Origin of the sequence: Actinoplanes sp. NPDC051851 (assembly GCF_040681165.1) — a bacterium.
Taxonomy (GTDB): Bacteria; Actinomycetota; Actinomycetes; order Mycobacteriales; family Micromonosporaceae; genus Actinoplanes.
This window is the reverse complement of the sequence record NZ_JBFAYF010000006.1, coordinates 32,636-56,139: the sequence shown is the minus strand read 5'-3', so window position 1 is coordinate 56,139 and position 23,504 is coordinate 32,636. Positions and strand designations below refer to the sequence as shown.

Sequence of the window (23,504 nt, the reverse complement as noted above, 5' to 3'; positions counted from 1 at the left end):
CTACTCCCGTTACCCGCGCTTGCGGGTCGCGTAGCGGCGGCGAACGATCAGCTTGTCGCTCGGCTGGCCCTTGCGACGGGTACGGCCCTCAGGCTTACCCGCCGGGTTCACCGGGTGGCGACCACCGGAGGTCTTACCCTCACCACCACCGTGCGGGTGGTCGACAGGGTTCATGGCGACACCACGGACGGTCGGGCGCTTGCCCTTCCACCGCATACGACCAGCCTTGCCCCAGTTGATGTTCGACTGTTCGGCGTTGCCGATCTCGCCGACCGTGGCGCGGCAGCGCACGTCGACGCGACGGATCTCGCCGGAGGGCATACGCAGCGTGGCGTACACACCCTCGCGACCGAGGAGCTGGATGCCGACGCCGGCCGAGCGGGCCAGCTTGGCGCCACCGCCGGGACGAAGCTCCACGTTGTGGATCGTCGTACCGACCGGGATGTTGCGCAGGGGAAGGTTGTTCCCCGGCTTGATGTCGGCGCCGACGCCGGACTCGACGCGGTCACCCTGCTTCAGGTCCTTCGGCGCCACGATGTAGCGCTTCTCGCCGTCGGCGTAGTGCAGCAGCGCGATGCGGGCGGTGCGGTTGGGGTCGTACTCGATGTGAGCGACCTTGGCCGGCACGCCGTCCTTGTCGTTGCGCTTGAAGTCGATGAGCCGGTACTGCCGCTTGTGGCCACCGCCCTGGTGCCGCGTGGTGATGCGGCCGTGGACGTTGCGACCACCCTTCTTGGGCAGCGGAACCAGCAGAGACTTCTCCGGCGTCGACCGGGTGATCTCGGCGAAGTCGGCGACGCTCGAGCCGCGACGGCCCGGCGTGGTCGGCTTGTACTTACGGATAGCCATGTTTCACAACCCCTTAGCTGACCGGGCCGCCGAAGGCCTCGATACGGTCACCGTCAGCCAGCTTCACCAGAGCGCGCTTGGTCGCCTTGCGCTGACCGAAACCGGTCTTGGTGCGCTTGCGCTTGCCCTGGCGGTTGATGGTGTTCACCGTCAGCACGCGGACATTGAAGATCTGCTGGATCGCGATCTTGATCTCGGTCTTGTTCGCGTCCGGGTGGACGAGGAACGTGTACCAGTTCTGGTCGAGAACGCTGTAGCTCTTCTCGGAGACCACCGGGGCGACGATGATGTCGCGCGGGTCGGCGATCGTGCTCACTTGTCGCCCTCCTCGGACTTCGCGGACCCGCCGAGGAACTCGTCGAGCGCGACCTTGGTGAAGACCACCTCGTCGGCGACCAGCACGTCGTACGTGTTGAGCTGGCCGGCCTCGATGAGGTGCACGGTCGGCTCGTTGCGCAGCGACACCCAGTTCAGCTCGTCCTGGCTGTCCAGGACGACCAGCACCTTGGTGGTCTGGGCGACCTTGCGCAGCGTCGCGACGGCGGCCTTGGTCGACGGCTTGTCGCCGGAGACGAAGGACTCGACGACGAACAGGCGGCCGTCACGGGCCCGGTCGGAGAGGGCGCCACGCAGAGCGGCGGCCTTCATCTTCTTGGGGGTCCGCTGGCTGTAGTCGCGCGGCACGGGACCGTGCACGACGCCACCGCCGGTGAACTGCGGCGCGCGGATCGAGCCCTGACGAGCCCGGCCGGTGCCCTTCTGCTTGTAAGGCTTCTTGCCGCCGCCGGCGACCTCGCCACGGGTCTTCGCCTTGGCGGTACCCTGCCGGGCCGCGGCCAGCTGCGCCACCACGACCTGGTGCATCAGCGGGATGTTCGCCTGCACGTCGAAGACGTTGCCGGGAAGCTCGACGGAACCGGCCTTCGCGCCCTCAGTGTTGATCACGTCAACCGAGCTCACTTGGCACCGCCCTTCTTCTTCGCCGCGGTACGGACCAGGATGAGCGCGCCCTTGGGACCGGGCACCGCGCCGCGGACCAGGATCAGGTTGCGCTCGGTGTCGACCGCCTGGATGACCAGGTTCTGCACGGTGTAGCGCTTACCGCCCATGCGACCGGCCATCTTGACGCCCTTGAAGACGCGACCGGGGGTCGCGCAGGCGCCGATCGAACCGGGCGAGCGGTGCTTGCGCTCGACACCGTGGCTGGCACGCAGACCGTGGAAGCCGTGCCGCTTCATGACACCGGCGTAGCCCTTACCCTTGGTCTTGCCGGTGACGTCGATCGAGGCACCGGCGGCGAACGCCTCGACGGTGACCTCCTGGCCGAGCTCGTACTCACCGGCGTCGGTGGTGCGCAGCTCGACGAGGTGACGCCGCGGCGACACACCGGCCTTCGCGTAGTGGCCGCTCTCGGGCTTGTTGACCTTACGAGGGTCAACGGCGCCGTAGGCCAACTGGACAGCCGCGTAGCCGTCCTTCTCGTCAGTACGGACCTGGGTCACGACGCACGGGCCGGCCTGAACCACGGTCACCGGGACGACCTTGTTGTTGTCCCAGACCTGGGTCATGCCGAGCTTGGCGCCCAGGATCCCCTTCACTTGCCTGTCCATTGTCCGGATCCCTACAGCTTGATCTCGATGTCGACGCCAGCCGGCAGGTCGAGGCGCATGAGCGAGTCGACCGTCTTCGGAGTCGGGTCGATGATGTCGATCAGACGCTTGTGCGTGCGCATCTCGAAGTGCTCGCGCGAGTCCTTGTACTTGTGCGGCGAACGGATCACGCAGAAACGGTTGATCTCCGTGGGCAGCGGCACCGGCCCTGCGACCTGCGCCCCGGTACGCGTCACCGTCTCGACGATCTTCCGTGCCGAGGAGTCGACGACCTCGTGGTCGTAGGCCTTGAGCCGGATGCGGATCTTCTGTCCCGCCATGGTGGCTTCTGTTTCCTTCTCTCGATGCCGCTACGTGCGAAGGCGGTGGCCTTCGCATGCCCGCAGGACCGTTGATCCTGCGTTGTCCGACCCCCGCGGTCGGGCGTGTCGCGCCTCGTCGCAGAATGCTGGGCATTCAGCTTCCGGCCTCCGCCTCCGAGTGGATCCGGGGCGGCAGCGATCGCGGGGATCTGGGGCGCCGGGCGGCAAAGAAAACACACCCGGACACCCGGCGAGGGTGGATAGCTGAACGAACAGCTATCCACCCCGCGCGGACGCAACCTGACTAGTATGCCGGATAGACTCCAGCATTGCTAATCGGGGTCACCGACGAGGGTCACTCACCGCAGTGAGCAGCCCTCTCTCGCATCAGTTGGTGATCTTCGTGACCGTTCCGGCGCCGACGGTGCGGCCACCCTCACGGATCGCGAACTTCAGGCCCTGCTCCATGGCGATCGGCTGGATCAGCTTCACGGCCATCGAGGTGGAGTCGCCGGGCATGACCATCTCGGTGCCCTCGGGCAGCGTGACGACGCCGGTGACGTCCGTGGTGCGGAAGTAGAACTGCGGCCGGTAGTTCTGGAAGAACGGCGTGTGCCGGCCACCCTCCTCCTTCGAGAGGATGTAGACCTGGCCCTCGAACTCCGTGTGCGGAGTGCTGGTGCCGGGCTTCACGACGACCATGCCGCGCTCGACGTCCTCGCGCTTGATGCCGCGGAGCAGCAGGCCGACGTTCTCACCCGCGCGGGCCTCGTCGAGCAGCTTGCGGAACATCTCGATGCCGGTGCAGACGGTCTTGGTCGACTTCTCGCGGATACCGACGATCTCGACCTCCTCGTTCGGCTTGAGGATGCCACGCTCGGCGCGACCGGTCACCACGGTGCCACGACCGGTGATCGTGAAGACGTCCTCGATCGGCATGAGGAACGGCTTCTCGGTCTCACGCTCGGGCTGCGGGATCGCGGTGTCGACCGCGTTCATCAGCTCCATGAGCTTGCCGGTCCACTCCGGGTCGCCCTCGAGCGCCTTGAGCGCCGAGACGCGCACGACCGGCAGGTCGTCGCCCGGGAACTCGTAGGTGCTGAGCAGCTCGCGGACCTCGAGCTCGACGAGCTCCAGGAGCTCCTCGTCCTCGACCATGTCGCTCTTGTTCAGGGCGACGACGATGTACGGAACACCGACCTGGCGGGCCAGGAGGACGTGCTCCTTGGTCTGCGGCATCGGGCCGTCGGTGGCCGCCACGACCAGGATCGCGCCGTCCATCTGCGCCGCACCCGTGATCATGTTCTTGATGTAGTCGGCGTGGCCGGGGCAGTCCACGTGCGCGTAGTGACGCGCCGCGGTCTGGTACTCGACGTGCGCGATCGAGATCGTGATGCCGCGGGCCTTCTCCTCCGGCGCCTTGTCGATCTCGTCGAACGGGGTGTAGGGGTTCAGGTCCGGGAACTCGTCGTGCAGGACCTTCGTGATGGCCGCAGTCAGCGTCGTCTTACCGTGGTCGATGTGACCAATGGTGCCGATGTTGACGTGCGGCTTAGTCCGCTCGAACTTCGCCTTCGCCACTGGTGTCCTCCTGTGGACTGATCATTACTTTTCGCCCGGCACGCCGATAAGGCGCTCAGGACTCTGTCGACTGCTCGTGCACGTGCGGCCCTCGACGGGCCGCACGTGCCTCAACGCGTCAGGCGCCGGTGGCCTTAGCGATGATCTCCTTAGCCACGTTCGCGGGAACCTCGGCGTAGGAGTCGAACTGCATGCTGTAGCTGGCTCGGCCCGCAGTCTTCGACCGCAGGTCGCCGACGTAGCCGAACATCTCGGAGAGCGGCACCAGAGCCTTGACGACGCGGGCGCCGGAGCGCTCCTCCATCGACTGGATCAGGCCGCGGCGGGAGTTGAGGTCGCCGATGACGTCGCCCATGTTGTCCTCGGGCGTGGTGACCTCGACGGACATCATCGGCTCGAGCAGCGCGGGGTCGGCCTTGCGGGCGACCTCCTTCATCGCCATCGAGCCGGCGATCTTGAACGCCATCTCGGACGAGTCGACCTCGTGGTACTGACCGTCGACCAGCGTGAACTTGACGCCGACCAGCGGGTAGCCGGCGAGAACGCCGTACTGCAGGGAGTCCTGCGCGCCCGCGTCCACCGAGGGGATGAACTCCTTGGGGATGCGACCGCCGGTCACCGCGTTCACGAACTCGTACGTGGGGCCGTCCGCCTCGAGCGACAGCGGCTCGACGTTGACGACGACCTTCGCGTACTGGCCCGAGCCACCGGTCTGCTTCTTGTGGACGTACGTGTGCTTCTCCACGCTGCCGCGGATCGTCTCGCGGTACGCCACCTGCGGCTTGCCGATGTTGGCCTCGACGTTGAACTCGCGGCGCATGCGGTCCACCAGGATGTCCAGGTGGAGCTCGCCCATGCCGGCGATGATCGTCTGGCCGGTCTCCTCGTCGTTGAAGACGCGGAAGGTCGGGTCCTCCTCGGCCAGGCGCTGGATCGCGGTGCCCAGCTTCTCCTGGTCCGACTTGGTCTTCGGCTCGATGGCGACCTGGATGACCGGCTCCGGGAAGGTCATCGACTCCAGGATGACCGGGTTCGCCGGGTCGCTGAGCGTGTCACCGGTGGTGGTCTGCTTGAGACCCTGGACGGCGATGATGTCGCCGGCCTGCGCGGTGGCGCGCTCCTCACGCTTGTTCGCGTGCATCTGGTAGATCTTGCCGATCCGCTCCTTGCGGTCCTTGGTGGAGTTGACCACCTGGGAACCGGAGTCGAGCGTGCCGGAGTAGACCCGGACGTAGGTCAGCTTGCCGAGGTGCTTGTCCGTCTGGATCTTGAAGGCCAGGCCGGAGAAGGGCTCGTCGTTCGACGGCTTCCGCAGCATCGGCGTCTCGCCGTCGGTCGCGGTGCCCTCGATCGCCGGGATGTCCAGCGGCGACGGGAGGTAGTCGACGACGGCGTCGAGCATGGGCTGAACGCCCTTGTTCTTGAACGCCGAGCCGCACAGGACCGGGTTGGCCTTGCTGGCGATCGTGGCGCGCCGGACGGCGGCCTTGATCTCGTCGACCGAGACCTCTTCGCCCTCGAGGTACTTCTCCATGACTGCGTCGTCGACGTCGGCCAGGGTCTCGACGAGCTTCTCGCGCCACTCGTTCGCGGAGTCGACCAGGTCGGCCGGGATCTCCTCGATCGCGTAGTCCTCACCCTTCTGGGTCTCCCCGCGCCAGGTGAGCGCCTTCATGTTGATCAGGTCGACGACGCCGATGTGGTCGCCCTCGAGCCCGATCGGGATCTGCAGGACGAGCGGCGTGGCGTTGAGCCGGTCGATCATCATCTGCACGCAGCGGAAGAAGTCCGCGCCGGTCCGGTCGAGCTTGTTGACGAAGCACATCCGGGGGACGTTGTACTTGTCCGCCTGGCGCCACACGTTCTCGGTCTGGGGCTCTACGCCGGCCACACCGTCATACACCGCGACCGCACCGTCGAGCACGCGCAGCGACCGCTCGACCTCGACCGTGAAGTCGACGTGGCCGGGCGTGTCGATGATCTGAATCGTGTAGCCCTTCCACTCGCACTTCGTGGCGGCGGAGGTGATGGTGATACCGCGTTCCTGCTCCTGCTCCATCCAGTCCATGACGGCGGCGCCCTCGTGGACTTCACCGATCTTGTACGTGATGCCGGTGTAGAACAGGATCCGCTCGGTCGTCGTGGTCTTACCAGCGTCGATGTGCGCCATGATGCCGATGTTGCGAACCTTGGCGAGCGCGTCTGCGGCGGCCACTTCCATCCCTACTTTTCTTCGTCGTCTGTCTCGTGGACCGGTACGACTGCCAATGGCCCGGCGGAAGAGCCGGGCCTCAGCAGGGTCTTACCAGCGGTAGTGCGCGAAGGCCTTGTTGGACTCCGCCATCTTGTGGGTGTCCTCACGCCGCTTCACGGCCGCACCGAGGCCGTTGCTGGCGTCGAGCAGCTCGTTCTGCAGGCGGTCGATCATGGTCTTCTCGCGGCGGGCCTTGGAGTACTGGACCAGCCAGCGCAGACCCAGGGTGGTCTGGCGCGGGGTGCGGACCTCGACCGGAACCTGGTAGGTCGCGCCACCGACGCGGCGGCTGCGGACCTCGAGGGTCGGCTTCACGTTGTCCATCGCGCGCTTGAGGATGACCACCGGGTCGGTGCCACCGCTCTTGTCGCGGGCACCCTCGAGGGCGCCGTACACGATGCGCTCGGCGAGCTGACGCTTACCGCCGACCAGGATCTTGTTGACCAGCTGAGTCACCAGCGGGGAGTTGTACACCGGGTCTGCGACCACAGGGTGGCGCGGAGCGGGTCCCTTACGCGGCATATCAGCTCTTCTCCTTCTTCGCGCCGTAACGGCTGCGGGCCTGCTTGCGGTTGCGGACACCCTGGGTGTCCAGCGAACCACGAACGATCTTGTAGCGGACGCCCGGCAGGTCCTTAACACGACCGCCACGCACGAGCACGATGGAGTGCTCCTGCAGGTTGTGGCCGACGCCCGGGATGTACGCCGTCACCTCGATCTGGCTGCTCAGCTTCACACGAGCGACCTTGCGCAGCGCGGAGTTGGGCTTCTTGGGGGTGGTGGTGTACACGCGCGTGCACACGCCGCGCCGCTGAGGACTTCCCTTCAGCGCCGGCGTCTTCGTCTTACTCGTCTTCGCCTGGCGGCCCTTTCGGACCAGCTGCTGGATCGTGGGCACCGGGTTTCTCCGCTCCCTTCGGCCGCTTCCTGTTGTACGGCCGCACCGTGTGTTTCTGCCTCTGTGCGCGGGCCGCTCCCCGAGGGGAGTGTCCCGCACCCGCGGTCGGGCGTGTCGTCCGGCTCACGGTCCCGCCGCGCGTTTGACCACGCGCACCGGGTCTTGTCATTGTCGGGACACGAGCTCTCACCGAGCCCTGCCCGTCGTGCCGCAATACCCGTCGTACCGTCCGATTCGGGTGCACGCACGAGTTGCCCGGGCGAGCCCGGGCACGAGGGGAAAGAGTACCCACCCTAAGCACCCAGGTCAAAATGAACCCAGGATCCTACGATGGACATCTCCGTATACCAGTGTACCGGGTGCTCCGACGCGGCATCCGTGCGGTGCCGGATCCGCCGCCTCCTCAGGCCCGCAACAGTAATCCCAGCAACAACCCGACGAGTGATATTCCCCCACCCACGGCGCCGCAGATCACCGCGCCCATCGCCACTCCCCGGCCGGTGAAGTGCACCCGGCCCGGCGCGGCCGAGCGCCGGATCTGCCGCATCGCGATCAGCCCGGCGGCCACCGCTCCCCCGCCGGCCAGCATCGCCAGGAGCGTGAAAGCCCCGGCGACCAGCGCTCCCCAGCTCGATCCCGAGCCGGCCAGCCCGAAGCAGAGGACCAGGAAAGCGACGAGGATCGCACCGATCCCGGCGATCAGGCCGCCGATGGCGAGACCCGACGTGATCGGCACGACACGCAGCTGTGCCAGGCCGAAGTCGGTCCCGGCGAGCCGGTCCACCCGGTCCAGCTCCCACCCGGCCGAGGGCGGCGCCACCATCGGCGGGCCGTACTGCGGGGACGGGGGGCCGTAGGGAGGGGGCTGCGTCATGCAGAGAAGCATGTCACCCGTACGAGCCGGCGCGCACCCAGGCTCAGTCCGTGCCGGGCGCGAAGTCCTGCCCACCGGGCACCGTGGCCAGGTGCAGCAGCCCGGCGATCACCGCCACCACCAGCGAGGTCGCCGCGAGCACCAGTCCGATCCAGGCCAGCCGGCGGCCCCGCTCGATCCACGCGCCGCCGGTCAGGTAGCCACCCGCGGCGTACGCCTGACGGTGCGTCTGCCGGGCCATCAGCAGCGCCAGGGTGGCCGGGATGACCCCGCCGACCAGCGGGCCGGTCAGCAGGCCGATCAGGCCGAGCGCGAAGACCGCCCGGGCCTTCGTGAGCGGCGCCGGCTCCGGATCCAGGGGGTGCCGGGTGGGCACGGCAGATGTGGTCACCCGACCATCTTAGAAACGGCGACGGGGTGGTCGCGCTCAGCGCGACCACCCCGGCCTCATCTACTACTTACGACCTTCTAGCGGTACGACCCGAAGTCGAAGTCGTCCAGCGGCACAGCCTGCCCGCTGGCCGGCCCGAAGCCGTAGTCGGTCTCCGGGTACCCGGTCATCGAGTACACCTTCGCCTTGGCCTCCTCGGTCGGCTCGACCCGGATGTTGCGGTACTTGGAGATACCGGTACCGGCCGGGATGAGCTTGCCGATGATGACGTTCTCCTTGAGGCCCACCAGCGAGTCGCTGCGCGAGTTGATCGCCGCGTCGGTGAGCACCCGGGTGGTCTCCTGGAAGGAGGCCGCCGAGAGCCAGGAGTCGGTGGCCAGCGAGGCCTTGGTGATACCCATCAGCACCGGACGACCCGCGGCGGGCTCGCCACCCTCGCCCACGAGCCGGCGGTTCTCCGACTCGAAGAGCGCCCGGTCGACCAGCACGCCCGGCAGGAACTCGGTCGCGCCGGAGTCGATGACCGTCACCCGCTTGAGCATCTGGCGGATGATGATCTCGATGTGCTTGTCGTGGATGAGCACACCCTGCGAGCGGTAGACCTCCTGGACCTCACTGGTCAGGTGGACCTGGACCGCGCGCGGGCCCATGATGCGCAGCAGCTCGTGCGGGTCGATGGTGCCCTCGGTGAGCTTCTCGCCGACCTGCACGTGGTCGCCGTCGTGCGCCCGGAGCTTGACGCGCTTCGAGATCTTGTCGTACACGATCTCGTCGCTGCCGTCGTCCGGAACGACGATGATCTTCCGCGAACGCTCGCCGTCCTCGATGCGGATGCGGCCGGGGGTGTCGGCGATGGGCGCCTTACCCTTCGGCACGCGGGCCTCGAAGATCTCCTGCACACGCGGCAGACCCTGGGTGATGTCCTCACCCGCGACACCACCGGTGTGGAAGGTACGCATCGTCAGCTGGGTACCCGGCTCACCGATGGACTGGGCCGCGATGATGCCGACCGCCTCGCCGATGTCGACCGACTTACCGGTCGGCAACGAACGGCCGTAGCAGGCCGCGCAGACGCCCAGCTTCGACTCGCAGGTGAGCACGCTGCGCACCCGGACGTTCTCCACGCCCGCGGCGACCAGCTTGTCGACCAGGATCGAGTTGAGGTCGGTACCACGCGCCACGACCAGGTTTCCGGCCGAGTCGGTGATGTCGTCCGCCAGCGTGCGGGCGTGCGCTCCGGTCTCGGAGTGCGTGTGCACGATGAGGGTGCCGTCCGCCTCGCGCTCGCCGACCGCCATCGGGATGGCGCGGTCGGTGCCGCAGTCCTCCTCGCGGATGATGACGTCCTGCGAGACGTCCACCAGACGACGGGTCAGGTAACCCGAGTCGGCGGTACGCAGCGCGGTGTCGGCCAGACCCTTACGGGCACCGTGCGTGGAGATGAAGTACTCCAGCACGGTCAGGCCCTCGCGGTACGACGAGGTGATCGGCCGCGGGATGATCTCACCCTTGGGGTTGGCCACCAGACCACGGATCGCGGCGATCTGCCGGAGCTGGAGGAGGTTACCGCGGGCGCCGGAGTTGATCATGACCCAGAGCGGGTTCTCCTGCGGCAGCGCGGTCTCCATCTCCTTGGAGATCTCGTTGGTCGCCTTGGTCCAGATCTCGATGAGCTCGCCGCGACGCTCCTCGGCGGTCATCAGACCACGCTGGTACTGCTTGTCGATCCGGTCGGCCTCGACCTGGTAGCGGGCCAGGATCTCCGGCTTGCGCGGGGGACCGATGACGTCGCCCATACCGATCGTCACACCGGACCAGGTGGCCCAGTGGAAGCCGGCCTCCTTGAGCGCGTCCAGGGTCGCGGCCAGGGCGACCTTGGGGAAGCGCTCGGCGAGGTCGTTGACGATCGCCGACAGCTGACCCTTGCGGATCTCGTAGTTGACGTACCGGTACCCCGGCGGCAGGGTCTCGTTGAAGATGACCCGGCCCAGAGTGGTCTCGACCAGGGCCTTCGAGCCCTCGGTCCAGTCCTCCGGCGCGACCCAGGCCTCGCCCTTCACACCGTTGTCGACCCCGATGATCTCCTGAAGACGAATCTTGACCTTCGCCTGCAGGTGCAGCTCACCGTTGTCGAACGCCATCCGCGCCTCGGCGTCCGAGCTGAAGACCCGGCCCTCGCCCTTGGCACCGACGGTCTCGTGCGTCAGGTAGTAGAGGCCGATGACCATGTCCTGGGTCGGCATGGTGACGGGCTTGCCGTCGGCCGGCTTCAGGATGTTGTTCGACGACAGCATCAGGATCCGGGCCTCGGCCTGCGCCTCGGACGACAGCGGCACGTGCACCGCCATCTGGTCACCGTCGAAGTCCGCGTTGAACGCGGTGCAGACGAGCGGGTGGATCTGGATCGCCTTGCCCTCGACCAGCTGCGGCTCGAAGGCCTGGATGCCGAGGCGGTGCAGGGTCGGCGCGCGGTTCAGCAGCACCGGGTGCTCGCTGATGACCTCTTCCAGCACGTCCCAGACGACCGGGCGCTGACGCTCGACCATCCGCTTGGCCGACTTGATGTTCTGCGCGTGGTTCAGGTCCACCAGGCGCTTCATCACGAACGGCTTGAACAGCTCCAGCGCCATCTGCTTCGGCAGGCCGCACTGGTGCAGCTTGAGCCGCGGGCCGACGACGATGACGGAACGGCCGGAGTAGTCCACGCGCTTGCCGAGCAGGTTCTGACGGAACCGGCCCTGCTTGCCCTTGAGCATGTCGGAGAGCGACTTCAGCGGGCGGTTACCCGGACCGGTGACCGGCCGGCCACGACGGCCGTTGTCGAACAGCGCGTCGACGGCCTCCTGGAGCATCCGCTTCTCGTTGTTGACGATGATCTCGGGCGCGCCGAGGTCGATCAGCCGCTTGAGGCGGTTGTTCCGGTTGATCACGCGGCGGTACAGGTCGTTCAGGTCGGACGTGGCGAAGCGGCCACCGTCGAGCTGCACCATCGGGCGCAGGTCCGGCGGGATGACCGGGACGCAGTCCAGGACCATGCCGAGCGGCGAGTTGCGGGTGTTCAGGAACGCCGCCACGACCTTGAGCCGCTTGAGCGCCCGGATCTTCCGCTGGCCCTTACCGGTACGGATGATCTCCCGGAGGTTCTCCGCCTCGGCGTCCAGGTCCATGTTCTCGAGCAGGGCCTTGATCGCCTCGGCACCCATACCACCGGTGAAGTACTCACCGAAGCGGTCGCGCAGCTCGCGGTAGAGCAGCTCGTCGGTGACCAGCTGCTTCGAGTCGAGCTTGCGGAAGGTGTCGAGCACCTCGTCCAGGCGGTCGATCTCGCGCTGCGCCTTGTCGCGGATCTGGCGCATCTCGCGCTCGCCGGCCTCCTTGACCTTGCGGCGCACGTCGGCCTTGGCGCCCTCGGCCTCGAGCTCGGCCAGGTCCTGCTCGAGCTTGGCGGCCCGCTTCTCGATCTCCGAGTCGCGGCCGTTCTCGGACTGCCGCTTCTCCGCGAAGATCTCGTTCTCGATGGTGGACATGTCGCGGTGACGCGACTCGGCGTCCACGCTCGTGATCACGTACGAGGCGAAGTAGATGATCTTTTCGAGGTCCTTGGGCGCCAGGTCGAGCAGGTAGCCCAGGCGGCTCGGCACACCCTTGAAGTACCAGATGTGCGTGACCGAGGCGGCCAGCTCGATGTGGCCCATGCGCTCACGCCGGACCTTGGAGCGGGTCACCTCGACACCGCACCGCTCACAGATGATGCCCTTGAACCGGACGCGCTTGTACTTACCGCAGTAGCACTCCCAGTCCCGCTGCGGACCGAAGATCTTCTCGCAGAAGAGTCCGTCCTTCTCGGGCTTGAGGGTGCGGTAGTTGATCGTCTCGGGCTTCTTGACCTCGCCGTGCGACCACTGCCGGATGTCGTCAGCGGTAGCCAGGCCGATGCGCAACTCGTCGAAGAAGTTGACGTCGAGCACTTGGACTATCCCTCGTGTTTCGTTGCTCGGGTGAATTCAAGGCCGGCGGGAGCGTCCCCGGCCTCACGTGGAGGCCGGGGACGCTGACCGTCAGATCTCTTCGACGCTGCTGACGCCCTCGTTCGGGCGCCGCGACAGGTCGATGCCGAGTTCCTCCGCGGCCCGGAAGACCTCGTCGTCGGTCTCGCGCATCTCGAGCGCCACGCCGTCGCTGGAAAGCACCTCAACGTTCAGGCACAGCGACTGGAGCTCCTTGAGAAGCACCTTGAACGACTCCGGGATTCCCGGCTCCGGGATGTTCTCGCCCTTGACGATGGCCTCGTAGACCTTCACTCGGCCCAGGACGTCGTCGGACTTGATGGTGAGCAGTTCCTGGAGGGCGTACGCCGCTCCGTAGGCCTGCATCGCCCAGCACTCCATCTCGCCGAACCGCTGGCCACCGAACTGCGCCTTACCACCCAGCGGCTGCTGCGTGATCATCGAGTACGGGCCGGTCGACCGAGCGTGGATCTTGTCGTCGACCAGGTGGTTCAGCTTGAGGATGTAGACGTACCCGACCGAGATCGGGTCCGGCAGCGGCTCGCCGGAGCGGCCGTCGAACAGCTGCGCCTTGCCGTCGCCGTTGACCAGCCGCTTGCCGTCCCGGTTGACCAGGGTCGACTCGAGCAGGCCCTTGATCTCCTCTTCCTGGGCACCGTCGAAGACCGGGGTCGCGACGTTGCTGTCGGCCACGGACTCGTGCGCCTCGATCGAGCGGAGCTGGCGCTTCCACTCCTCGTCGTCGCCCTCGACCGACCAACCGGTCTTGGCGATCCACCCGAGGTGGGTCTCCAGAACCTGGCCGATGTTCATACGCGACGGGACACCGAGCGGGTTGAGCACGATGTCGACCGGGGTGCCGTCCTCGAGGAACGGCATGTCCTCGACCGGAAGGATCTTGGAGATGACGCCCTTGTTGCCGTGCCGGCCGGCGAGCTTGTCACCGTCCTGGATCTTCCGCTTCTGGGCGACGTAGACCCGGACCAGCTCGTTGACGCCGGGGGGCAGTTCGTCGCCGTCCTCGCGGGAGAACGTCCGGACGCCGATGACCGTGCCGGTCTCGCCGTGCGGAACCTTCAGCGAGGTGTCCCGGACCTCCCGGGCCTTCTCACCGAAGATCGCGCGGAGCAGGCGCTCCTCCGGGGTCAGCTCGGTCTCACCCTTGGGCGTGACCTTGCCGACCAGGATGTCGCCGGGGACGACCTCGGCGCCGATCCGGATGATGCCGCGCTCGTCGAGGTCGGCGAGCATCTCCTCGCTGACGTTCGGGATGTCGCGGGTGATCTCTTCCGGACCCAGCTTGGTGTCACGAGCGTCGACCTCGTGCTCCTCGATGTGGATCGAGGTGAGCACATCCTGCTGCACGAGGCGCTGCGACAGGATGATCGCGTCCTCGTAGTTGTGGCCCTCCCAGCACATGAACGCGACCAGGAGGTTACGGCCCAGGGCCATCTCCCCCTCGTCGGTGCACGGACCGTCGGCGATGACCTGGCCGGCCTCGACCCGGTCACCCTCGAAGACGACCGGCTTCTGGTTGACGCAGGAGCCGGAGTTCGAGCGGCGGAACTTGTGCAGCAGGTAGGTCCGGCGGTGGCCGTCGTCCTGGTGCACCGTCACATAGTCGGCGCACAGGTCCTCGACCACACCGGCGACCTCGGCGACGACCACGTCACCGGCGTCGACCGCGGCGCGGTACTCCATGCCGGTGCCGACCAGCGGCGCCTCGGCCTTGACCAGCGGCACGGCCTGACGCTGCATGTTCGCGCCCATGAGGGCGCGGTTGGCGTCGTCGTGCTCGAGGAACGGGATCATCGCGGTGGCGACCGAGGTCATCTGCCGCGGCGACACGTCCATGTAGTCGACCTCGGTGCCGGGCACGTAGTCGACCTCACCGCCCTTACGGCGGACCAGGACGCGGTCCTGGGCGAACGTGTTGTCGCTGGAGAGCACGGCGTTCGCCTGCGCCTTGATGTACCGGTCTTCCTCGTCCGCCGTGAGGTAGTGCACCTCGTCGGTGACGACACCGGCCTCGACCTTGCGGTACGGGGTCTCGATGAAGCCGAACGGGTTGACCCGCGCGAACGTCGAGAGCGCGCCGATCAGGCCGATGTTCGGGCCCTCGGGCGTCTCGATCGGGCACATCCGGCCGTAGTGCGACGGGTGCACGTCACGGACCTCGAAGCCGGCCCGCTCACGGCTCAGACCACCGGGGCCGAGCGCGCTCAGCCGGCGCCGGTGGGTCAGGCCCGCCAGCGGGTTGGTCTGGTCCATGAACTGCGACAGCTGCGACGTACCGAAGAACTCCTTGATCGCCGCCACCACCGGGCGGATGTTGATCAGGGTCTGCGGCGTGATCGCCTCGACGTCCTGGGTCGTCATCCGCTCGCGGACGACGCGCTCCATCCGGGACAGGCCGACGCGGACCTGGTTCTGGATGAGCTCGCCGACGGTGCGCAGGCGACGGTTGCCGAAGTGGTCGATGTCGTCGGCCTCGTAGCCCTCCTCACCGGCGTGCAGCCGGCAGAGGTAGTCCACGGTCTTGACGACGTCTTCCTCGGTCAGCGTGCCCCGGACGATCGGGACGTCGATCTCGAGCTTCTTGTTGAACTTGTACCGGCCGACCTTGGCGACGTCATACCGCTTCGGGTTGAAGAAGAGGTTGTCGAGCAGGGTCTGCGCGTTCTCCCGGGTCGGGGGCTCACCCGGCCGCAGCTTGCGGTAGATGTCGAGCAGGGCCTCGTCCTGCCCGGCGATGTGGTCCTTCTCCAGCGTCGTCATCAGCAGCTCGGACCAGCCGAACCGCTCACGGATCTGGTCGGCGGACCAGCCGATCGCCTTGAGCAGGACGGTGACGGCCTGCCGGCGCTTGCGGTCGATGCGGACACCGACGGTGTCGCGCTTGTCGATGTCGAACTCCAGCCAGGCACCCCGGCTCGGGATGACCTTGACGCTGGTGAGGTCGCGGTCGGAGGTCTTGTCCGGCTCCTTGGTGAAGTACACGCCCGGCGAACGGACGAGCTGGCTCACCACGACCCGCTCGGTGCCGTTGATGACGAACGTCCCCTTGGGGGTCATCATCGGGAAGTCACCCATGAACACGGTCTGGCTCTTGATCTCGCCAGTGGTGTTGTTGGTGAACTCCGCGGTCACGAACAGCGGGGCACAGTAGGTCAGGTCCTTCTCCTTGCACTCCTCGATCGAGGCCTTGACCTCGTCGAATCGGGGAGCTGAGAAGGACAGCGACATGGTGCCGGAGAAGTCCTCAATGGGACTGATCTCTTCGAGGATCTCTGCGAGGCCCGAGTGGGCGTGCGGGTCGTCCGTCGTCCGTGCCTGCCAAGCCTCGTTGCCGACCAGCCAGTCGAAGGAGTCCGTCTGGAGGGCGAGGAGGTTGGGGACCTCTAGCTGCTCGGTGATCCGGCCGAAAGAGACCCGGCGGGGTGCGTAAGCGCTCGACGTACGGCTGGTCTTCGCAGGGCGGGAAGCTGCCAAGATGCGTCCTTCCGAGGACCGGTGCTGCTATGCGGCTGAGTTGCTGATGCAACTGGTCTGCGTGCACTCCAAAAGACACCCAACGGAATCCACGCACGTGGATTTCCGGACAGGCGTCAAGACAGAAGGCAGCGCAAACTAGCAGTGTAGCCGCTCGGCTAACCGCTGTCCAGCCCACACTCGAGGTGGCCTGCGGAACGTGTCCCCGACCCTGCTGACCTGGACTTCCATGGTCAACACCGCGGCCGGGGCCGCTCAGAAACGCGGCAACTCTCCTCGGGTGCCGGTCTGTGGACGCCGGGAGTCAAACCCCCGAATACCCACAGGGCGGCTGTCGCAAGCGCGGAAACTTGCTGATGTCAGCGTGCCTGTCAGGGGACACACAGTCAAGGGCTGTGCCGCGGGTCGGACACGCCCGGTCATCCGGCCGGCGCACCAAAGGGACCCTAGCTGATGAATCGCCAGCTTTGGCAGGCTTTGTCGGGAGCTTTGTGCACTCCTCGTTGACCTGCGGGGACACCAGAGAAAACGACGATGGCGGAGATCCGTTACGGACCCCCGCCATCGACAGAGAACGCTGTAGAGCGTTAGATCACTTGAGGGTGACCTTCGCGCCCTCGCCCTCGAGCTTGGCCTTGGCGGCCTCGGCCTTCTCCTTGTTGACACCCTCGAGGATCGCCTTGGGGGCGCTCTCGACGGCGTCCTTGGCCTCCTTGAGGCCCAGGCCGGTCAGCTCACGCACGACCTTGATGACCTGGATCTTCTTGCCACCGTCGCCCTCGAGGACGACGTCGAAGGAGTCCTGCTCCACGGCAGCCTCGACGGCGGCCGGGCCGGCCGGGCCGGCGACGGCGACCGGAGCGGCAGCCTTGACGTCGAAGACGTCCTCGAAGGTCTTCACGAACTCGGAGAGCTCGATCAGGGTCATTTCCTTGAACGCCTCGAGCAGGTCCTCGGTGCTGATCTTCGCCATGATTGGCAACCTTTCCTAGCTTCTGATGTAGAACGTTGCTCGGTTCGCGAGGCCGTCAGGCGGCCTCGGCGGAACCGTCCTTCTCGCGCTTGTCACGCAGGGCGTCCACCAGGCGCACGGCCTGGGAGAGCGGAGCCTGGAACGTGGCCGCGGCCTTGCTCAGGTTGCCCTTCATGGCGCCGGCCAGCTTGGCCAGCAGAACCTCACGGGGCTCGAGGTCGGCAAGCTTGTTGACGTCCTCGGCCGTGATGGCCTTGCCCTCGAAAACGCCGCCCTTGATGACCAGGACGGGGTTGGCCTTGGCGAAGGCACGAAGCGCCTTGGCCGCGTCAACCACGTCACCGTTCACGAAAGCGAGCGCGGTAGGACCGGTGAACAGCGCGTCGTCGAGGCCCTCGATGCCCGCGTCGCCAGCAGCACGCTTCGCGAGCGTGTTCTTGGCGACGGTGTACTTGGCCTGCTGGCCGAGCGACCGTCGCAGCTCGGTGAGCTGCTTGACGGTGAGGCCGCGGTATTCGGTCAACACGGTGGCCGCAGAGTCACGGAAGTTGTCCGTCAGCTCGACGACGGCCGTGGCCTTGTCGGCCCGGACCGGCTTGTCCGCCATGTCCCTCCTCTCTCAGTGCTCGATACTTCAGCCACTGGTCGAGAGGGTCCGCACACGAAAAAACGCCCCGGCACAGGGCACGGGGCGACAGACGGCATGCAGAACATGCCGATAGATCACGGTCCGTTTCGCCCTGCGCAGGTCGCCCGTTTGTGGCGGGACCTTCGGCTGCGGCGTCCGTCTTGCGACGGTAGCTGCGGCGACCAGCGGTCTATGGGTGGAACTTCGAGGATTTACTGTACGCGCCCCCGCGCCCCTCGCCAAATCGGCCCCGTCACTCTCCGCCGCCCCACCGGTCAACCGGGACGCCGGTCAACCGCTCCACCGCCCACCGCCCACCGGGACGCACCCGGTCAGGCCCGCCGCCGGCGCAGCACGCCGTAGAGAGCGACGACCACGGCGCACCAGAGCATCGTCTCGGCGACCAGATGCAACAGCAGGCCGGCGGTGGGCAGCGTCCGCCCGCTCAGCGCCCGGGCGACCGCCATCACCGGCGGCACCAGCCACGGCGCGATCGACCCGCGCAGACCCAGCACGATCGTCAGGACCGAACCGGTGACCAGCACCGCCACGCCGGGCAGGATCCGCCGGGTGACCGCGCGGCCGGCGAGCGCGCCGAGAGCCACCCCACCGGCGAGCGCCAGCAGATGGGCCAGCACACCGAGCGCGACACCGGGGGCGACGCCCGGCTCGGCGGTCCCGGGCAACGGGCCGCGGATCCCGCCGACCAGCCAGGGCGCCAGCATCGCCAGCGCGCAGACCGCCGCGCCGGCCACCACCGCGGCGAGCAGCCCGGCGGCGGCCTCCCGGACCGGGCCGACGGTCAGCCGGGCCAGGCGGCGCTGCACGTCCGGCTCGGTGTCGAGCAGCACCTTGCTCAGCCAGGCCAGCACCGGGAAGAGCATGACGGCCGAGTAGCCGTAGGCCGGGGCGGCGAGCGACGCACCCCCGCCGTAGAGCACCCCGAGGATCACCAGGACCGTGATCAGCGGGGCCAGGGCACGTCCGCCCCGGAGGAAGCCGGTCAACCGCATCCGGGCCAGCGCGATCACTTACGGTCCTCCTCGCGTACGCCCAGAACTCGATGACCGTCGGCACGCAGCCGGACCACCGCCGCCGCGGCCTCGGCGCGCGGCACCGAGATCTCCACGACCACCTCATCGCGCTCCCGCGCTCCCGGATCCGGCGGACCGGAGAGCGCGCCCGTCCCCCACGCCGCGTCCTCCGCCGGCGTCGCGCCCACCGTGACCGGCTCCGGGACGGTGACGTCGAGCGTGCCCCCGGAGACCGACCAGTGGATCGCGTCGGGGAGGCCGGCGATCTCGCCGCGGTGGTCGCTGACCAGGACCGCGCCGCCCGCCGCGGTGACCTCGGCGACGATGCGCGGGATCAGCGTGCGGGCCTCGGCGTCGAGTCCCTCCCAGGGCTCGTCGAGGACGAGCAGGCCGGGCGGCGTGAGCAGCGCCTGGGCCAGGCCGACCTTCTGCGCGGTGCCCTTGGAGAGGGCGTTGAGCGAGGTGCCGGTGTGCGGGCCGAGCGAGAGACGCTCGATCCACGGATCGGCGGCGGCCGGGCGCAGACCGCGCAGCGCGGCCATCGCGTGCAGGTAACCGAGCGCGGTGAACGGCTGATCGGCCGGGAAGCGCTCGGGCACCCAGCCCACCACCCGGGGACGGTCGCGCACCGCGCCGCGGACCGGGCGGAGCACGTCGGCGGCCAGCTGCAGCAGGGTGGACTTGCCGGCACCGTTGCGCCCGAGCACCACGATCGTCTGCCCGGGCTCGACGGTGGCGTCCACCTCGCGCAGCGCCCAGTCGGCACGGCGGGTGTATCGGAACCAGACCCCTTCGAGACGCACGGCGGCAAGCCTGCCACGGGACGGGGGCACGAAAAAGCCCCCGGGAGTGACCCGGGGGCTTTTTACGGCGCTTCGAGCGGTTCCGCCCTAGGCGGACTCACCGCGCAGGTTCTTCTGCACGTTCGGGTCGACCGGGACGCCCGGGCCCATCGTGGTGGTGACGGTGACCTTCTTCAGGTACTTGCCCTTGGCGGCCGACGGCTTGGCCCGCAGGACCTCGTCGAGCACCGCGGCGTAGTTGTCGATCAGCTGGTCGGCGGAGAAGGACGCCTTGCCGATGATCAGGTGCAGGTTGGAGTGCTTGTCCACCCGGAAGGTGATCTTGCCGCCCTTGATCTCGTTGACGGCCTTGGTCACGTCCATGGTGACGGTGCCGGTCTTCGGGTTCGGCATCAGGCCACGCGGGCCGAGGATGCGGGCGATGCGACCGATCTTGGCCATCTGGTCCGGCGTCGCGATCGCGGCGTCGAAGTCCAGCCAGCCACCCTGGATCCGGGCGACGAGCTCGTCGGTGCCGACCTCGTCGGCGCCGGCCGCGACGGCCTCCTCGGCCTTCGCGCCCTGGGCGAAGACGATGACGCGGGCGGTCTTACCGGTGCCGTGCGGCAGGTTGACCGTGCCGCGAACCATCTGGTCCGCCTTGCGGGGGTCGACGCCGAGACGCATCGCGACCTCGACGGTGGCGTCGAACTTCGCCGTGGTGGTCTCCTTGGCGAGGGCGATCGCGTCCTTGGGCTCGTAGAGCTTGTCGGCGTCGATCTTCTCGACCGCGGCGCGGTACGCCTTGCTGCGCTGTGCCATTTCTCAGTACTCCTGTGGTTGTTGGCAGGGCCGTACGACGACGGCCCCTCCCACTGACATCGCCGGTGTTCCGGCGATCAGATCTTGGTGACCCGGTCTCCGCAGAGACTCAGATCTTGGTGACCTGGTTGAAGTTCAGCTCGACCGGAGTCTCCCGGCCGAAGATCGAGACCAGGACCTTGAGCTTCTGCTGGTCGGCGTTGATCTCGCTGATCGACGCCGGCAGCGAGGCGAACGCGCCGTCGGTGACCGTGACCGAGTCGCCCACCTCGAAGTCGAGAACCTTGACCTCGGGCTTGGCCTTCTTCTCCTCGGTCTGGACCGCCGGGGCCAGCCACTTCAGAACCTCGTCGAGCGAGAGCGGAGCCGGACGGTCGACCCGGTCGGTGGCGCCCACGAAGCCGGTCACGCCGGGCGTGTTCCGCACGCAGGAGTACGACTCCGGGGAGAGGTCCATCCGGACCAGGATGTAGCCGGGGAAGACCTTGGCCTGCACCTGGTTGCGCTTGCCGTTCTTGACCTCGACCTCTTCACGGGTCGGGACCTCGACCTGGAAGATGAAGTCCTCCATGTCGAGGCTCGTGATCCGGGTCTCGAGGTTGGTCTTCACCTTGTTCTCGTACCCGGCGTAGGAGTGCACGACGTACCAGTCGCCGGGGGCGTAGCGCAGCTTCTGCCGCAGCTCCTTGACCGGGTCGTAGTCCTCGTCGGCCTCGGGCGCCTGGACCGCGACGGCCGACAGCTCGTCGGCCGCCTCGACCGACTCGTCGGTGTCCGGCGACGACTGCTCGTCAGCAGACTGCACGGTCTCGTCGTCGTACTCAGGCACGCTCGCTCACTTCCAGATAAGTCTCTCGGTTCGGGTTGGCGCTGTCAGGCGGGTATCAGCTACCGCCGAGCGTGTAGAGAATTCCCTTACCGAACCCGTAGTCCAGCACCGCCACGATGGCTGTCATCACCGTGACGAACGCGATGACCACGCCCGTGTAGGTCAGCAGTTCCTTGCGGGTCGGCCAGATGACCTTGCCCAGCTCGCTGAAGACCTCGCGGAAGAATCCACCGATGCGGGCGAAAGGACCGCGCCGGCGCTTCTTCTCCTTCTTCGGCGCGTCGTCCTTCGTGCGCTCGGCGACCGCGGTTCCACCGCCACGGCTCACCGGCTCGTCAGTGACCTCGTCAGACTCGTCATCACCGGCGGCAGCATCGGCGAGCACGTCGTCGTCGCCCGGGACGTCGTCACCGGGCCGGTCCTTATCGGCCACTTCGCCCTACTTCCGTCGTCGGTGGTGATCTGGTTTCCCGTTGGTGACCGACCGGACGCGGACTTTGTGCGAACCGCGCACCGGGCGGGCACGTCAAGGAGAATGCGCAGGGGTGACAGGACTTGAACCTGCAGCCTGCGGTTTTGGAGACCGCTGCTCTGCCAATTGAGCTACACCCCTATGCGGGACCGTCATCTGTGCGAATCACAGCCCCACGGCGCACCAGTGTACGGGTACGCCCTCGGTTATCCCAACCCAGGGCTACCGCTTACTGACAAGCGCCTGTGCCAGAGACAGTACCTTGTCTCCGTTACATCTGGCAGTGAGGGCGAGCCAGGTGTCCCCGTCCTCGGTGACCTCCTTGACCGAGGCCGTCACCACCACCTCGGTGCCCTCGTCGGTGTCGGGCACCGGAACCGGCCGGGCGAACCGCACGCTGAACTCCTTCACCGCGTCCGGAGCACCCGCCCAGGCGGTCACCGCGCGGCCCACCAGGGCCATCGTGAACATGCCGTGGGCGATCACGCCGGGGAGGCCCACCTGGGTCGCGATGCGCTCGCTCCAGTGGATCGGGTTGAAGTCGCCCGAGGCGCCGGCGTAGCGGACCAGGTCGGCCCGGGTGACCCGGAAGGTCTGCGGCTCGCTGAGATCAGTCATCAGGCGTTCTCCTCGCCGCGCTGGACAAGCTTCGACCACACCGTGACAACCGGGTCACCGGCCTCGGTACGGACCTCGGTGCGGGTGGTGATGAACCAGTGGCCGCCACGGGTGAGGATCTCGTCCACCGAGTTCACACAGACCAGCGTGTCTCCGGCGACGACCGGGCGGGTGTAGGCGAACTTCTGGTCGCCGTGCACCACCCGGGTGTAGTCCAGGCCCAGGGCCGGGTCCTCGATCACCTGACGGCTCGCCGCCATGGTGATGGCGACCGGGAAGGTCGGCGGGGCGACCACGTCGGTGTAGCCGATCGCACGGGCCGCCTCGGGATCGTGGTACGCGGCGTCGGTGGCGCCGATCGCGCGGGCGAACTCGCGGATCTTCTCCCGGCCGACGATGTAGGGCTCAGTGGGCGGCCAGGTACGGCCGACAAAAGTCTGATCCAGGGGCATGCCCCACAAACTACAATGCGCCGCCTGGAGTTACTCCAGGCGGCGCATTGTGAAGCTTTAGAGGCTGCGAGACTCGACAGGTCTCAGAATCTGCGCAGGTCTCAGAATCAGCGGGTCTCGCGGTGCAGGGTGTGCTTCCCGTCGCGCGGGCAGAACTTCTTCAGCTCGACGCGGTCCGGGTCGTTACGCCGGTTCTTCTTGGTGATGTAGTTCCGGTCCTTGCACTCCGTGCACGCCAGGGTGATCTTCGGACGGACGTCGGTCGCCTTGGCCACGGCGGGGTGCCTTCCTGCTAACGGTGTTTAACTGACGACGAACCAGCGTAGACGCTCGGTAGCCGCTCTGCAAAGTGGGGCCCCAGGTTTGGGGTCACACTGTGGTTTCACTCGGTTTATCCACAGAGGGAAAAGTAGCGGTGGCCGGACTTGAACCGGCGACACAGCGATTATGAGCCGCTTGCTCTGCCATCTGAGCTACACCGCCGAGCCAGGCTCACGTCCAGCACCGAACGGCGGGGAACGAACCCGGTAGAGCCCCCTTACGGAATCGAACCGTAGACCTTCTCCTTACCATGGAGACGCTCTGCCGACTGAGCTAAGGGGGCCTGCCCGCTTGCGATCACTCGCTCGCTTGCAG

23 protein-coding genes and 3 tRNA genes are annotated in these 23,504 nt (G+C 67.4%); all 26 read right to left on the bottom strand.

Features of this window, described 5'->3' with window-relative positions; all coding sequences use genetic code 11:
• Positions 1-9: 9 nt before the first annotated feature.
• On the bottom strand, positions 10-849 hold the full coding sequence (rplB, locus tag AB0M08_RS08320; protein ID WP_014687759.1) for a 50S ribosomal protein L2: 840 nt from the start codon (positions 847-849) through the stop codon (positions 10-12).
• Between the two features lie 13 nt (positions 850-862).
• Positions 863-1,165, bottom strand: coding sequence for a 50S ribosomal protein L23 (gene rplW / locus AB0M08_RS08315; protein ID WP_089292869.1), 303 nt, complete (start codon positions 1,163-1,165; stop codon positions 863-865).
• A complete protein-coding gene (rplD, locus tag AB0M08_RS08310; RefSeq protein WP_364490470.1) occupies positions 1,162-1,809 on the bottom strand; it encodes a 50S ribosomal protein L4 in 648 nt (215 codons plus the stop codon). The genes rplW and rplD overlap by 4 nt, the downstream gene beginning before the upstream one ends.
• Positions 1,806-2,459 (bottom strand): 50S ribosomal protein L3, encoded by a 654-nt coding sequence (gene rplC / locus AB0M08_RS08305; RefSeq protein WP_364490468.1) that lies wholly within the window; start codon positions 2,457-2,459, stop codon positions 1,806-1,808. The genes rplD and rplC overlap by 4 nt, the downstream gene beginning before the upstream one ends.
• A gap of 11 nt (positions 2,460-2,470) precedes the next feature.
• Positions 2,471-2,779, bottom strand: coding sequence for a 30S ribosomal protein S10 (gene rpsJ, locus AB0M08_RS08300; RefSeq protein ID WP_007073037.1), 309 nt, complete (start codon positions 2,777-2,779; stop codon positions 2,471-2,473).
• Positions 2,780-3,148: 369 nt separating this feature from the next.
• Positions 3,149-4,342 carry an elongation factor Tu gene (gene tuf / locus AB0M08_RS08295; RefSeq protein ID WP_364490466.1) on the bottom strand — a complete coding sequence of 398 codons (1,194 nt, stop codon included), beginning with the start codon at positions 4,340-4,342 and terminating at the stop codon, positions 3,149-3,151.
• A gap of 118 nt (positions 4,343-4,460) precedes the next feature.
• Positions 4,461-6,557, bottom strand: coding sequence for an elongation factor G (fusA, locus tag AB0M08_RS08290; RefSeq protein ID WP_364490464.1), 2,097 nt, complete (start codon positions 6,555-6,557; stop codon positions 4,461-4,463).
• A gap of 87 nt (positions 6,558-6,644) precedes the next feature.
• Positions 6,645-7,118 carry a 30S ribosomal protein S7 gene (rpsG, locus tag AB0M08_RS08285; RefSeq protein WP_364490462.1) on the bottom strand — a complete coding sequence of 158 codons (474 nt, stop codon included), beginning with the start codon at positions 7,116-7,118 and terminating at the stop codon, positions 6,645-6,647.
• Between the two features lies 1 nt (position 7,119).
• On the bottom strand, positions 7,120-7,494 hold the full coding sequence (rpsL, locus tag AB0M08_RS08280; RefSeq protein ID WP_014440718.1) for a 30S ribosomal protein S12: 375 nt from the start codon (positions 7,492-7,494) through the stop codon (positions 7,120-7,122).
• Between the two features lie 403 nt (positions 7,495-7,897).
• Positions 7,898-8,368 carry a hypothetical protein gene (locus tag AB0M08_RS08275; protein WP_364490460.1) on the bottom strand — a complete coding sequence of 157 codons (471 nt, stop codon included), beginning with the start codon at positions 8,366-8,368 and terminating at the stop codon, positions 7,898-7,900.
• A gap of 43 nt (positions 8,369-8,411) precedes the next feature.
• Positions 8,412-8,759, bottom strand: a complete 348-nt coding sequence (locus AB0M08_RS08270; RefSeq protein WP_364490458.1) for a hypothetical protein — start codon at positions 8,757-8,759, stop codon at positions 8,412-8,414.
• A gap of 77 nt (positions 8,760-8,836) precedes the next feature.
• Positions 8,837-12,727 carry a DNA-directed RNA polymerase subunit beta' gene (locus AB0M08_RS08265; RefSeq protein ID WP_364490456.1) on the bottom strand — a complete coding sequence of 1,297 codons (3,891 nt, stop codon included), beginning with the start codon at positions 12,725-12,727 and terminating at the stop codon, positions 8,837-8,839.
• Positions 12,728-12,817: 90 nt separating this feature from the next.
• Entirely contained in the window at positions 12,818-16,258 is a 3,441-nt protein-coding gene (locus tag AB0M08_RS08260) for a DNA-directed RNA polymerase subunit beta (protein WP_364490454.1), read from the bottom strand.
• A gap of 592 nt (positions 16,259-16,850) precedes the next feature.
• The gene (rplL, locus tag AB0M08_RS08255) at positions 16,851-17,231 is read right to left on the bottom strand and encodes a 50S ribosomal protein L7/L12 (protein WP_364490452.1); all 381 of its coding nucleotides are present in this window, start codon (positions 17,229-17,231) and stop codon (positions 16,851-16,853) included.
• A 55-nt stretch (positions 17,232-17,286) separates the two neighbouring features.
• Entirely contained in the window at positions 17,287-17,838 is a 552-nt protein-coding gene (gene rplJ, locus AB0M08_RS08250) for a 50S ribosomal protein L10 (protein ID WP_364490450.1), read from the bottom strand.
• A 353-nt stretch (positions 17,839-18,191) separates the two neighbouring features.
• On the bottom strand, positions 18,192-18,890 hold the full coding sequence (locus tag AB0M08_RS08245) for a hypothetical protein (RefSeq protein WP_364490448.1): 699 nt from the start codon (positions 18,888-18,890) through the stop codon (positions 18,192-18,194).
• Entirely contained in the window at positions 18,887-19,696 is an 810-nt protein-coding gene (locus tag AB0M08_RS08240) for an ATP-binding cassette domain-containing protein (protein WP_364490446.1), read from the bottom strand. Before AB0M08_RS08240 ends, AB0M08_RS08245 begins: the two co-directional genes overlap by 4 nt.
• Before the next feature lie 87 nt (positions 19,697-19,783).
• Positions 19,784-20,497, bottom strand: coding sequence for a 50S ribosomal protein L1 (rplA, locus tag AB0M08_RS08235; RefSeq protein WP_364490444.1), 714 nt, complete (start codon positions 20,495-20,497; stop codon positions 19,784-19,786).
• 109 nt (positions 20,498-20,606) lie between these two features.
• Positions 20,607-21,326: a transcription termination/antitermination protein NusG gene (gene nusG, locus AB0M08_RS08230; protein ID WP_364490441.1), complete on the bottom strand. Its 720-nt coding sequence runs from the start codon at positions 21,324-21,326 to the stop codon at positions 20,607-20,609.
• Positions 21,327-21,381: 55 nt separating this feature from the next.
• Positions 21,382-21,759 carry a preprotein translocase subunit SecE gene (secE, locus tag AB0M08_RS08225; protein WP_364490438.1) on the bottom strand — a complete coding sequence of 126 codons (378 nt, stop codon included), beginning with the start codon at positions 21,757-21,759 and terminating at the stop codon, positions 21,382-21,384.
• A 107-nt stretch (positions 21,760-21,866) separates the two neighbouring features.
• Positions 21,867-21,939, bottom strand: a tRNA-Trp gene (locus AB0M08_RS08220).
• A gap of 81 nt (positions 21,940-22,020) precedes the next feature.
• Positions 22,021-22,416 carry a MaoC/PaaZ C-terminal domain-containing protein gene (locus AB0M08_RS08215; RefSeq protein WP_364490435.1) on the bottom strand — a complete coding sequence of 132 codons (396 nt, stop codon included), beginning with the start codon at positions 22,414-22,416 and terminating at the stop codon, positions 22,021-22,023.
• Positions 22,416-22,868 carry a MaoC family dehydratase N-terminal domain-containing protein gene (locus tag AB0M08_RS08210; protein WP_364490432.1) on the bottom strand — a complete coding sequence of 151 codons (453 nt, stop codon included), beginning with the start codon at positions 22,866-22,868 and terminating at the stop codon, positions 22,416-22,418. The genes AB0M08_RS08215 and AB0M08_RS08210 overlap by 1 nt, the downstream gene beginning before the upstream one ends.
• Positions 22,869-22,975: 107 nt before the next feature.
• The gene (gene rpmG / locus AB0M08_RS08205) at positions 22,976-23,143 is read right to left on the bottom strand and encodes a 50S ribosomal protein L33 (protein WP_014687739.1); all 168 of its coding nucleotides are present in this window, start codon (positions 23,141-23,143) and stop codon (positions 22,976-22,978) included.
• Positions 23,144-23,278: 135 nt separating this feature from the next.
• Positions 23,279-23,351, bottom strand: a tRNA-Met gene (locus tag AB0M08_RS08200).
• Between the two features lie 48 nt (positions 23,352-23,399).
• Positions 23,400-23,472, bottom strand: a tRNA-Thr gene (locus AB0M08_RS08195).
• Positions 23,473-23,504: the final 32 nt, after the last annotated feature.

What these genes read in the sequence shown, in the direction of transcription:
- rplB (WP_014687759.1), bottom strand. Translation starts at nt 849, where the DNA reads ATGGCTATCCGTAAGTACAAGCCGACCACGCCGGGCCGTCGCGGCTCG.
- rplC (WP_364490468.1), bottom strand. Translation starts at nt 2,459, where the DNA reads ATGGACAGGCAAGTGAAGGGGATCCTGGGCGCCAAGCTCGGCATGACC.
- rpsJ (WP_007073037.1), bottom strand. Translation starts at nt 2,779, where the DNA reads ATGGCGGGACAGAAGATCCGCATCCGGCTCAAGGCCTACGACCACGAG.
- rpsG (WP_364490462.1), bottom strand. Translation starts at nt 7,118, where the DNA reads ATGCCGCGTAAGGGACCCGCTCCGCGCCACCCTGTGGTCGCAGACCCG.
- AB0M08_RS08275 (WP_364490460.1), bottom strand. Translation starts at nt 8,368, where the DNA reads ATGACGCAGCCCCCTCCCTACGGCCCCCCGTCCCCGCAGTACGGCCCG.
- rplL (WP_364490452.1), bottom strand. Translation starts at nt 17,231, where the DNA reads ATGGCGAAGATCAGCACCGAGGACCTGCTCGAGGCGTTCAAGGAAATG.
- rplJ (WP_364490450.1), bottom strand. Translation starts at nt 17,838, where the DNA reads ATGGCGGACAAGCCGGTCCGGGCCGACAAGGCCACGGCCGTCGTCGAG.
- rplA (WP_364490444.1), bottom strand. Translation starts at nt 20,497, where the DNA reads ATGGCACAGCGCAGCAAGGCGTACCGCGCCGCGGTCGAGAAGATCGAC.
- AB0M08_RS08215 (WP_364490435.1), bottom strand. Translation starts at nt 22,416, where the DNA reads ATGACTGATCTCAGCGAGCCGCAGACCTTCCGGGTCACCCGGGCCGAC.
- AB0M08_RS08210 (WP_364490432.1), bottom strand. Translation starts at nt 22,868, where the DNA reads ATGCCCCTGGATCAGACTTTTGTCGGCCGTACCTGGCCGCCCACTGAG.